Source organism: Agrobacterium sp. LAD9 (assembly GCF_003031125.1).
Taxonomy (GTDB): domain Bacteria; phylum Pseudomonadota; class Alphaproteobacteria; order Rhizobiales; family Rhizobiaceae; genus Agrobacterium; species Agrobacterium radiobacter.
On the sequence record NZ_PHGS01000026.1, the window covers coordinates 49,461 to 61,182 of the forward strand.

The window sequence follows — 11,722 nt, forward strand, 5'->3', positions numbered from 1 at the left end:
ACGCGCAACGTGACCGATACAAAAAAAATCGTGGTGCTCCTCAAGGGCTATCCGCGCCTGTCCGAGACATTCATCGCTCAGGAGCTTCTCGGGCTGGAAAAGGCCGGCCTGAAGCTCGAACTCATGTCGATGCGCCGGCCCACGGACAAGAAGCGCCATCCCGTTCACGATGAAATCTGCGCGCCCGTTACCTATTTGCCGGAGTATCTGCACGAGGAGCCGCTGCGCGTTCTGAAGGCGCTATGGGCCTGCCGCAAAAAGCCGGGCTTCACCAAAGCGCTTCGCCAGTTTTTCAGCGACCTGCCGCATGATCTCAGCCGCAACCGCTTCCGCCGTTTTGGACAGGCTGCCGTGCTCTCACATGAATGGCCTGCGGATGCGGAATGGCTACATGTCCACTTCATCCACACGCCCGCCTCGGTCGCCGCCTATACCCATCTCATGACAGGCACGCCCTGGACGATCTCGGCGCACGCGAAGGACATCTGGACCTCGAACGACCGCGACCTCGCCGCCAAGCTGCAAAGCGCCCGCTGGGCCGTGACCTGCACCGCCGGAGGCTTTCAGCATCTGCAGACACTTTCCGGAGCCAGGAAGAATGTGCATCTGAGCTATCATGGCCTCGATCTCACCCGCTTCCCGCATTTCGAGACACCGCGCCCGGTAAGGGACGGATCGGACGCCGATGATCCTGTCAGGATTTTAAGCGTCGGCCGAGCCGTCAAGAAAAAGGGCATCGATATTCTGCTGCGCGCGCTCGCCTCACTTCCCCAGAATATCCATTGGCGTTTCACCCATATCGGCGGCGGCGATGAACTGGCCGCACTGAAGAAACTTGCCGACGAACTCGGCATTGCCGACAGGATCGTCTGGACCGGGGCGATGGACCAGAAACAGGTGCTGGAGAATTACCGGGAAGCGGACCTCTTCGCCCTTGCCTGCCGCATCACCAGCGATGGCGACCGCGACGGCCTTCCCAATGTGCTGGTCGAGGCTGCGAGTCAGGCTTTGACCTGCATCTCCACCAACATATCAGGCATTCCGGAGTTCTTCGTCAGTGGTGAAAACGGCCTATTGACGGAACCGGAAAATCCGGCCGCCTTCGCAGAGGCGCTACGCATGGCCATCACCGATCCGCAATTGCGCCAGCGTCTTGGCAGTGCAGCCGAAAACCGTGTGCGCACCGCCTTCGACCATCGCACCAGCATTGCCGAACTGAAGGCCCTGTTCGAGACCGAGTGGGAAAAAACGCCATGACCGATACGGAAAAACGCCCCTGCGTCTTCTTTTACGTCCAGCACCTTCTCGGCATCGGCCATATCGCCCGCGCCAGCCGCATTGCCAAAGCCCTTCAGGCGGACGGTTTTGATGTGGTTCTGGTGACGGGCGGCACTCCGGTCCCGGGCTTTCCGGGCGAGGGCATCCGCCATGTCGAATTGCCGCCCATCGCCGTTAGCGACGGCAACTTTGCCGGCCTGGTCGACAGTTCCGGCAAACCGGTGGATGACGACTTCAAGAGGCTTAGAACCGATATGCTGATCGGGGCCTATCACGGCGCCAAACCCGATATCGTTATCATCGAGGCTTTCCCTTTCGGTCGCAGGCAGGTGCGTTTTGAATTGCTGCCGCTGCTGGACGAGATTGAGGACAGCGAACCGCGCCCCCTCGTCGTGGCGTCGCTGCGCGATATTCTTCAGGAAAAAACCAAACCGGGACGGGACGAAGAGACCGTGTCACTGGTGAAGAAACATTTCGATGCGGTACTCGTCCATGGCGATCCGGATTTCGCCCGGCTGGAAGACACCTTTCCCCTCGCCGGCGAAATCAGCCAGCGCATCGTCTATACCGGGCTCGTCGCCCCCCTTCCGCCGCCAGAACCGGTGGAGAAATTCGACATCGTGGTTTCCGCAGGCGGTGGCGCCGTAGGGGCAACACTCATACGGGCTGCTATCGAGGCCGCCCCTCTGCTTGGTGGCATCAAGAACTGGTGCCTCGTAACCGGTCCAAACATGCCGCAAGCGGATTTCGATGCGATCTCGGCGCAGGCGGCCGAGAATGTGTCCGTCTTCCGTTTCCGTAAGGATTTCGCAAGTTTGCTCGCCGGGGCACGGCTTTCGGTTTCACAGGCCGGTTATAATACCGTCTGCGATATTCTTCAGGCCAGATGCCGCTCGCTTCTCATCCCGTTCGCAGCCGGGGGCGAAACCGAACAGAGCGCCCGTGCCGAACGGTTGGCGCGGCTGGGGCTGGCGCATGTGCTGGAGGAGAAGGATATTTCGGCGCAACCGATGGCCGATGCCATCAAGGCAGCACTGGCCTTGCCAGCACCCGGCACGATCACGCTCGACCTCGATGGCGCGGCCGGAACGGCTAGAGCGCTGCGCCGCCTTTGTGATGAGCGGTGAGGATCGTCTTCAACTCGCGAACCGCCGCCTCATCTGTAACCTTGCGCCCTGCGCCGGTGAAACCGAGCTTCGCCACCCTGCTTTCCGGATCAAAGGATGGAACGGCGGAACAGGATGCGTGGATTTCCGTGATCGGAAAGCGATCCAGCAATGTCTGAACGCTCTGCGGACGCACGCCGGCACCGGGCATGATGACGATCCGGCCTGCGGCCATCTCGGATAGGTGCGCCAGAGCCTCCATCCCCTCAAGCGCCGAACGCGCGCCGCCGGAAGTGAGAATTCTTGGAAACCCCAACGTGATGGCAGCTTCCAGGGCCTCTTCCATATCAGGCACGACATCAAAGGCCCGGTGCAGCGTCACATCCAGCCCGTCCGCGTGACGGCGCAATTCCTCGAGCAGAACGATATCGAGCGAACCATCGTCACGCGAGGCGCCGAGCACCACGCCGGAAAGGCCTGCAGCACGCGCCGCATCGATGTCGCGTTTCATGACATCCGCTTCATCGCGTGTGAACACGAAATCACCGGCGCGCGGCCTGATCATGACGCTCACCGGCAGCCCACAGGACGCCGCGCGTTGCATGAAACCCGCCGATGGCGTCACACCGCCGCCCGACAGCGCCGCACAGAGCTCAATGCGATCGGCCCCACCGCTGACCGCCGCTTCCAGACCGGCGACATCGTCCACACAAATCTCGAGAATCATCGTAACCTCTTTCATTTGGGTGGCCGTTACCTGCGGCGGCCCTTTCCATCAAGCGCGTAAAGCATATAAACGCCGCCGAGCCCCACGATTGCTCCCAATATGGAAGTTCCCGAATAGCTGGAGACCAGGGTTCCAACGGCAAAAATCAGCGCACCCAGACCAGCACCGAGAAAGATATTGACGGCAATCAGCGAGCTTCCGAGCCCCGGCCGATCAGCGATCAGTTCCTGCAGGTAGGTAATGGGAATGCTGATGATCGCGGCGGCACCCAGCGCACTGATAACGGTCTGCGCGTAGATATGCCACGGCGCGGAAGCAAGCCCCTGCAGGATGAGATAGATGGCATAAAGCCCCGCTCCCGCCGCAAGTGTCAGTGTTTGCGGAACCTTCTTCTCGATCCAGCCCCAGAGGAGAATGAAGACGATTTCCAGCGCAGCGACGATACCCGCAACAATACCGATATCCGCCACCGTGCCCTTGGCCTGTCCGGTTATGATGAGCGAGCGCACGGAATCGTTGAGATGCAGCATCGAGCAGATGAGCGCGATGGCGATGATCCGGAGCAGCACCCGCCGTGACCCGATTTCCGCAAGCGAGGCGCGCAGGCCGAACCGCGCTTCGGTATTTGCCGATGCCGGTGTGGCGGCTCGCGGCAGGCAGAAGGCGACGAGCAGAAAACAGACAAGCGCGCAGATGCCCGAAAACAGGAAAGCCATCAGCATATTGCCGGAATTCACCAGAAAAACACCGACAATACCAGGCACCAGCACCCAGGAGAGAGAGATGGTTGCCCGCATGATCGAATTCACCGCGATCATCTCACCTGTCGAAAGGTTGCGCGCGTCGGCGCGCACATGCGCGAAGATCAACGAATTCATCGCTCCGAAAATCGGCAGAAGCACCAGCTTCGCGGCGACAAATGCCGTGGCGTTACCGGCCAGATAAACCAGCAGATAACCGCTGACGCCAAAGAGCGCGATATAGAGCATTGGCTTGCGATATTCGCCCAGCCTGTCGGCGACGATGCCCATCAACACGCTGGCGCTGACATTGATGACGGCGGCAAACAGCATCAACAGCGAATAGACGCTGTTGCTCAGCCCGATTTCGCGAATGCCGATGACCGCCTGATAGGGGGCGGTCGCCGCATTCGAAAACCCGAAAAACAGGATGGCGAGCGCCCCGATGCGGATCGACGGATTGTTGATGACGATGGAAAGAGCCGACGGCATGGAGATTCGCCTGAGATGATCCGGCACCGCCGGATCGCTGGGTAAAAGCTACCGGACCGCTGTCATCGCCAGCGGGCCGAAAGGATGGGTTTGGGGGTATAGTCGAAATGCGGCTTCCATGGGTAGAAATCGCCATCCCGGCGGCGATTGGGAAGATTTTCGATATCCTGATTGATAACCCCTTCCGTCAGCGCCATGAGGTTGGGATTGGCGATCGGTGCAAGTTCCGGTGAAAGATAACCTGACTTGACGACCAGCAGCCGCACGCCCTTTGGATCGAAGCCGAGACGGGTGAAATCGGAAATCATGTGATAAGGCCTGCGCCGTGCCGCCAGGATGACCGTGACGCCACCGATGGCGACCACCGCCTGCCGCTGGTCCGCAGCACCAGAATCGTCCAATTTCAGGACCTCGGCTTCGACAGTGACCGATGGGCTTTGCGGATCGAGACTGCCGCCAATCTTCAGGGAAAGTGTTGCACCTTCGCCGGCCGCAAAACAGGCTTCGACCGCCGGCCTGTCGGTGATGCCGCCCAGCAGCGCACCCTGCCAGTTGCGCGCAATCAGTGCGGCCAGAACATCGGCGCGATCGCCAACCCCACCACCGGTCGGATTGTCTCCCGAGTCGGCCAGGATGATCGGTCGCGTTGCGGTGTTCTCGGCAATATCCACAATGGCCTCAAGCGGCTCGGTCACGGGGCCGAAACGAAAGTCCTGCCGGGCATTCCAGTAGGATTGCGCGATCTCGCTCGCGACCGCCTGTGCAGCCGCTTTGTCCGTTCCCGTCACCACGGCGCAGGCCGTTGCACGGGGTTCGTCCGCCCAGACGTAGCCGATCATGAAATTCGCATCCCAAATGCCGGGCCGCACATCATGATCCGGCAGAACCGCATAAAGGCTTTTGGCAGGCTCATCCTCCGTCGAGGTCTTTTCACCCGGCAGCAGAACGGGGATTTTTGCCCATGCCACGCCGGGTCTTTCTCCCGTCTTCAGCGCCTTCAGCAGCATCGCCCAAGCCCGTACCATCGTCTCGCGCACATCGATATGCGGCGCCGTTCGGTAGCCGGCAAATATGTCGAGCTGATCGATGATCGTCTGGCTGACATTGCCATGCAGATCATAGCTCGCGGAAACGATCACATCCGGTCCCACCACGGCGCGGGCGCTGGAAATCCAGTCACCTTCCGCATCATCCATACCCTCGACATTCATCGCTCCATGCATGGCGAGATAAAGCCCGTCGAGCGGCAGCGCGGCCTTCAGGCGCTCGAGGAATTCCCGCTTGAACGCGTCATAGGTCGCGCGCGACACAGGGCCGCCCGGCACCGCCCGCGCATGCAGAAGCGGCAGTACGTCCACCCTGCCCTCACCGAGGAAATTGAAATACTCGGCCTCCAGCAGTTCGACGCCGCGAAAGACCCGAAAATCTTCCTGCCCCATCAGCACCGGCGAATAGGTGCTGCATTCGGTATGAATTCCACCAACGGCAATACGCATGTCTGTTTCCCCTCAATAAACCGGGCTCAAGGGGACGATGGCGGAAAAACGCAACCAGTCCTTCTGCGCTTTTGGTGTCCACGCCGCCTCGGCAATGGCCGGCAGCCTCGGGAAAACCAGATGGTTGAAATAGGCACGGTTGAGGAAGTGTTCTGACCAGATGCAGGCCTGAACGCCCTTCATCCGCTCCTTCAACTCCTCGGGAAATTCGCCGACGGCTTCATAGGCATAGGTATGCGAAGGCGGAACGGTGCCGGCCCAGCTTGCGCCCGGCTCCTGCCAGGCTTCATCCTGCACCATGTCCAGATAATAGGCCTGACCCGGCGTCATCACCACGTCGTAGCCCTGGCGCGCAAGCTCAAGTCCGACTTCCGGCTTCTGCCATGCCATCAGCAACGTTCCGGCCGGATCGACGCCGCCGCCATGGGAAACCTCATCCCAGCCGGCAAGCTGGCGGCCGCGCTCGTGCAACATCCCCTGAATACGTTTCATGAAATAGGACTGGATGCCGAAGGTGCCATCCAGCCCCTCCTTTTCCATCAGCGCCTTGGCAAGAGGCGAGGCGAGCCAGGACCCATCCGCAACCTCGTCGCCGCCAATATGGATCAGCCGCGACGGGAAGAGCTCAACCATCTCGTCGAATATCTTGCCGAGGAATTCATAGGTCGGCTCAATGGCCGGGTTCAGCGCGTTGTTGGGATATCCCTGCACAGAGCGATAGCTGTCCGGTGCCTCCTGCCCATCCGTCAGTTCCGGATAGGCAACAAGAGCCGCCGTGCTGTGGCCTGGAATATCGACTTCCGGCACGATTTCGACATTCAACGCGGCCGCATGCGCAACGACCATGCGCACCTCATCCTGCGTGTAATAGCCGGACACCGGTTCGGCCCCGTTACCGAGCTGCGGCAGAAGTGGCGCATCCGGACCGCGTGTCGCGCCGACTGTGGTCAGCAGCGGATAGGCCTTGATTTCAAGACGCCACGCCTCATCATCCGTCAGGTGCCAGTGGAACCGGTTCATGCGCAGCCATGCGAGAATATCGATCAGCCGCACGACATCATCAGTCGGATAGAATTGCCGCGAGACATCCAGATGGCAGCCGCGCCAGCTATAACGCGGCGCATCGCTGATGGTGCCGGCAACAGGGAAACGGAACTTGGGATCGATGCGCGCGCCATGCAGCAGCTGCGCCAGAACCGTCAAGCCATATTGCAGACCGGCAGCGGCCGAATATTCCACAACGACCGCGTCTTTCGAAAAGGTGATGCGATAGCCTTCGGCTTCCAGACCGCTATGCTGCTTGAAACGAAGCGGTTTTCCCTCATGAACCGGCGCGAGGCTGAAGGGCACGTGCCCGACGGCAAAAAGCCTGCGGAACAACGAAAGCACGATTTCCACCGCAAGCACCTCTTCCGCGCCTGCATCTTCCGTGGGGAAGAGCGCGACGGGGAAGCCTTCGCCCGGTTCCGCATCGATTTCGGCAGGCCAGGGCTGGATGGAAAAGGGCAGATCGAGCTTGCCTTCAGGAAGCAGCACCGGTGCCGGCTCGCTGTGACGCCCATCCAGCATCAGGTCACCGACATCGACAGCGCGATGCGTGCCGTCGGCAAGGCTGATATAGGCGGATTTCGCGCCATCCGTGCGATGCCTTGCGGGCCGCAGCAGGCCATCGACGGTGAAGCGCCAGGATTTGCCGGGCTCCAGCACGAAGCCCGCCGGCGGTGCAAATTCATGGAAATTGGCGTTGCGGCGCAGGTAAACGGCATTGCCGCACACCGGCTTGTCCACCGTCCGCGTCAGCGACGTGTAAACGATACGGAAATCCTTCAGCGGTGCGCCGGAAAGATTGACGAGAGTGAAGGTAAAGCCGCCGGATGCGGACTCTGCGAGCGGATGCCAAGAATTTTCAAGACGATATTGTGCGAGCGCCATGATGCTCCCCTTTATTGCGCATTGGAACCGGTGAGACGGTTTTAATCAGTAGTGTTCGGATTGCGAGAAAGTCCGGGCAAGCGGCGCCTGCCCCGCCGTGAGACCACAATCAACCGGCAAGCACACGCCGCTGATGGCGGCGGCCTGCGGGCCGGCCAAGAAAGCAACCGCATTGGCCACATCTTCAGGTCGCACGATCCGCTGCAGCGGATACCAGTGCTTCGCCTCCTCGAAGACCTGAGGATTGACGGCGGCCCGCGCCTCCCATGCCTGCGTGCGCACGGTGCCCGGCGCAACGGCGTTGGAGCGGATGCCGAATTTTCCGTATTCGACGGCGATCAGCTTGGTCAGATGGATCAGCCCGGCCTTTGCCGCGCTATAGGCAGGGTGGCCGAATACCGCCATGCCGTTGACGGAGGTGATGTTGACCACCGACCCCTGGGTACGCTTCAACGCCTCCTCGAAAGCCCTGAAGCAGAGAAACGGGGCTTCCAGATTGAGGATATTGTCCTTGCGCCATATGTCGGCGGTCGTGTCATGCAGGCTGACCGCCCTTGCGGCACCCGCATTGTTGACGAGGGTCGCGACATCACCCAGTTCCGCAACCTCGTTGGCCAGCCTCTCAAGGTCCTGCGGATCGGTGACATCGCAGGTTTTCGCAACGAAGCGGGGACCGGAAAGCAGGGATAGCGCGCCCGAAAGAGCGTCGGGATCGATATCGACCAACACTACCTTTGCATGGCTTTCAGCGAGCGCCGCAGCAATTGCCCGACCAATATCACCTGCCGCGCCGGTAACGACGGCGAGCTGGTCTTTCCTGTCCTTCATCTCCTACAACTCCCTTGAAGCTTTACGACCCGCCACAAAGCGAGGTCTCAGGCAAAGCAGCCTGTGTTTTTCGGCATACCGCCCTCAATCACCGAGCAATTGCTTGTCATCCGGGTCACGATGTTCCACGAGCTGCTGCTTGATATGACGCAACGTCACCATCGACCGTTGCCGTTGGTGATAGGCAGCAAGCGTCGCCAGAACATCGACGGCGGCTAGATAAGCGTAGCGCGATGAGGTGGGGCGGAAGATATTGTTTCCCTCGGGTACATTCACGGCCACCACCATATCCGCAGCCGCGGCAACAGGCGTGTCGCTCTGGGTGAGCGCAATGGTGGTGACCCCCATTTCCCGCGCCAGCCTGAAACATTTCACCAGTTCCATGTTTCGGCCGGAAAAGGACGAACCGATGATGACGTCTTCCTTGCGCGCAGCGGCGGTCATCATCAGCTGCATGCTGTGATCGGCGCTGGTCGAAACGCGCAGACCCAGGCGGAACAGCCGGTTCTGGATTTCCGAAGCTATCATCGAGGAATTGCCGCCCGCGCCGAAGGCGTAGATCATGCCGCTATTGGCGATCCTGATCGCGGCCTCATCGGCCAGAGCGGGATCGAGCGTCCTGTGCAGCAGGAAAAGCGCTTCCTGCGCCTTGGCAAGCACCTCCTCCGCGACATCGGAAGGGCCGGTGCTGGAGGGCTCGGAGGTAAGATATCGGATACCCACATAGGCCGTCTTGGCGAGGCTGACCTTGAAATCCGAAAAGCTCTGGCAGCCGAGACGCCGGCAGAACCGCGTCACCGTCGGCGGAGATACTTCGGCGCGGGCCGCAAGCTCGATGATCGAGGCATTGACGGCGAATTCGAAGTCCGAAACCAGAATATCGGCGATCCGCCGTTCCGATTGCGAGAACTGCCCCCTGTCTTCCTGTATCCTTGCGAAAATATCCATGTTCACCGGTCTCCGTACCGCCAAAACTTAAGCCTTGGCTCCGTTACCGATGCACCCTAATAAAGCGCGCCCGTCAACCGCATAGCCCCCTGAATCGATCCTGTTTCGTCCCATTGACGACACGACGGACACCTCTGATTTGAAAATTATTTTCTCTGTTGATTGATAGATGAGCATATGCCAACAATCTTCACCAGAGAAAACTCCAAATCTTGAAAATAATTTCAAAAACGGACCCAAACCATGCGTGACCCCTTCAAAAACCCCTTTCCCGCAACGGACGTCGCCCGCCATTCTATCTGGGAGATGCTGGTGACGCGGGACATCGACGCATTCCTCGCTGCCGACTGGTCGAAGGTCGCGGATGATTTCGTTGAGGACGGCTTTCTCGGCATCAACGCCAACCGCGATGCGAACCCGGACAACTGGCGCCTGTCCTTCCCCTCGCTTACCGCCTATCGCGACGAATGGCTGCGGCAGGCGCAGGATTTTCAAACCCAGCAATTCGCAGAGAATCCGCGCGATGCGATCTTCACGACCACCACGCTGGAAGAAATCGAAGTGGAAGGCGAGACCGCGCTGGTCCGCAAGAAGTTCGACGGCGGGCTTCGCAGGGCCGATGGCAGCTTCGACGTCATGAAATGGCAGACGCTCTATTATTGCCGGCTGCATCAGGGCCGCTGGAAGATCAGCGGTTTCACCGGCTACATGCCCAATCCTATGCCCTGATCCAACGGACTTGGCAGACAGTTTCGAACGCCGGGCCGAAAGCCCGGCGTTATTTTTTCGTCTGGAAGACGAAGAAGAAAACCGACGAAAATGGATCTCGTCAGAGAAAACCGGGCATGGGGAGACAGATTTCATGGCCCGGTTCCTGCCCTTTATTGTATCAGCTTGAGGACGGAGAGATCGACGCGCCGTTCCAGCGCTGTGCCGCTTTCATCGAACAGATGGCAGTCCGACGCCTTAATGCCGGTGACGATGAGTTCGTCGACAACAACCGGCGCGGAACCGGAAAGAAGCGCGCAATAATTTTCACCCGTGGGCGCGACGCCATAAGCGATCGTATTTACACCCAGCCGCTCGATAACGCTGGGCGCGACCTTGATATTCAGGTCGGCCGTTTCGAGACCGGTATGTTCCGGGCGAATGCCGAGCGTCAGCTGCGTGCCTTCAAGACCGGCGCGCGGCTCCACCGGCACGGTGATCGTCTGGCCCTCATACTCCACCGTCACGCCGTCGGCGCTGACGGATTTGCAGGTGACCTTGAGGAAATTCATTTTCGGATTGCCGATGAAACCGGCGACAAACACGTTCGCCGGCTTGTGGTAAAGCTCGAGCGGCGCGCCAACCTGGGCGATTTCACCACCATTCAGCACCACGATGCGGTCAGCCATGGTCATGGCTTCCACCTGGTCGTGTGTCACATAGATCATCGTCGCCTTCAGCGTCCGGTGAAGATTGGTGAGTTCGATACGCATGTCGGCGCGAAGTGCCGCATCAAGGTTGGAAAGCGGCTCGTCGAACAGGAATATCTTAGGCTCCCGAACGATGGCGCGGCCGATCGCCACGCGCTGGCGCTGGCCGCCGGACAACATGCCGGGACGCTGCTGCAGACGCTGGTCGAGTTGCAGGATCTTGGCGACGCCCTCTACCTTTTCCTTGATCTTGGCCTCTTCCATCTTTTCGACGCGGAGGGGAAAGGCGATGTTTTCGAAAACAGTCATATGCGGATAGAGCGCATAGGACTGGAAGACCATGGCGATGCCGCGTTTCACCGGCGGCAAGTCATTGACCTTCACACCGTTGATGACGATATCGCCGGCAGAAATATCCTCAAGGCCGGCGATCATGCGCAGCAATGTGGATTTGCCACATCCCGAGGGGCCGACAAAAACGACGAACTCGCCATCCCTGATGTCGAGCTGAACGCCCTTGATGACTTCGAAATGTCCATAGTTCTTGCGGACGTTGTTGAGATAAAGCTGACCCAAAACTTGCCTCTCCCGTCACCAGCCGACATCAGGCTGCGTTCAGAGACGTTCCGCAACACGGAAAAATCGCGTCGAACCGGAACCGTTGAAAAACACAAGACGCCCCTTCCGTCATAACGGCAGGCATTCTCGCGGCGGATTATGAGGTTGCGGGCGACCTGCGCCCGCAACCGTATCAATG

The 11,722-nt window shown here is 59.8% G+C and carries 10 protein-coding genes; 3 read left to right on the top strand and 7 right to left on the bottom strand.

The features are described from left to right. The first annotated feature begins 9 nt into the window (after positions 1-9). Both DA915_RS24300 and DA915_RS24305 read left to right on the top strand, forming a co-directional pair. Positions 10-1,257, top strand: coding sequence for a glycosyltransferase family 4 protein (locus tag DA915_RS24300; RefSeq protein ID WP_162708995.1), 1,248 nt, complete (start codon positions 10-12; stop codon positions 1,255-1,257). Beyond that, a complete protein-coding gene (locus DA915_RS24305) occupies positions 1,254-2,405 on the top strand; it encodes a glycosyltransferase family protein (protein WP_107677565.1) in 1,152 nt (383 codons plus the stop codon). The genes DA915_RS24300 and DA915_RS24305 overlap by 4 nt, the downstream gene beginning before the upstream one ends. On the opposite strand, the gene DA915_RS24310 is transcribed toward DA915_RS24305, so the two are convergent. The 6 genes from DA915_RS24310 to DA915_RS24335 form a co-directional block, all read right to left on the bottom strand. Continuing rightward, complete coding sequence (locus DA915_RS24310; RefSeq protein WP_107677601.1) at positions 2,371-3,111, bottom strand: copper homeostasis protein CutC; 741 nt, start codon at positions 3,109-3,111, stop codon at positions 2,371-2,373. The genes DA915_RS24305 and DA915_RS24310 overlap by 35 nt on opposite strands. A 26-nt stretch (positions 3,112-3,137) precedes the next feature. Continuing rightward, on the bottom strand, positions 3,138-4,343 hold the full coding sequence (locus tag DA915_RS24315; RefSeq protein WP_020808536.1) for an MFS transporter: 1,206 nt from the start codon (positions 4,341-4,343) through the stop codon (positions 3,138-3,140). Between the two features lie 62 nt (positions 4,344-4,405). After that, positions 4,406-5,839 (bottom strand): M81 family metallopeptidase, encoded by a 1,434-nt coding sequence (locus DA915_RS24320; protein WP_107677566.1) that lies wholly within the window; start codon positions 5,837-5,839, stop codon positions 4,406-4,408. A gap of 12 nt (positions 5,840-5,851) precedes the next feature. Continuing rightward, positions 5,852-7,771: a beta-N-acetylhexosaminidase gene (locus DA915_RS24325; protein WP_107677567.1), complete on the bottom strand. Its 1,920-nt coding sequence runs from the start codon at positions 7,769-7,771 to the stop codon at positions 5,852-5,854. Positions 7,772-7,816: 45 nt separating this feature from the next. Then, a complete protein-coding gene (locus DA915_RS24330) occupies positions 7,817-8,599 on the bottom strand; it encodes an SDR family oxidoreductase (protein ID WP_107677568.1) in 783 nt (260 codons plus the stop codon). An 84-nt stretch (positions 8,600-8,683) separates the two neighbouring features. Next, positions 8,684-9,547 (bottom strand): MurR/RpiR family transcriptional regulator, encoded by an 864-nt coding sequence (locus tag DA915_RS24335; RefSeq protein ID WP_003504906.1) that lies wholly within the window; start codon positions 9,545-9,547, stop codon positions 8,684-8,686. Positions 9,548-9,790: 243 nt separating this feature from the next. On the opposite strand from DA915_RS24335, the gene DA915_RS24340 reads away from it, so the two are divergent. Further along, complete coding sequence (locus tag DA915_RS24340; RefSeq protein WP_107677569.1) at positions 9,791-10,276, top strand: hypothetical protein; 486 nt, start codon at positions 9,791-9,793, stop codon at positions 10,274-10,276. Between the two features lie 152 nt (positions 10,277-10,428). Here DA915_RS24340 and DA915_RS24345 read toward each other — a convergent pair whose 3' ends face one another. Next, positions 10,429-11,541: an ABC transporter ATP-binding protein gene (locus DA915_RS24345; protein WP_107677570.1), complete on the bottom strand. Its 1,113-nt coding sequence runs from the start codon at positions 11,539-11,541 to the stop codon at positions 10,429-10,431. Between the last annotated feature and the right edge of the window lie 181 nt (positions 11,542-11,722).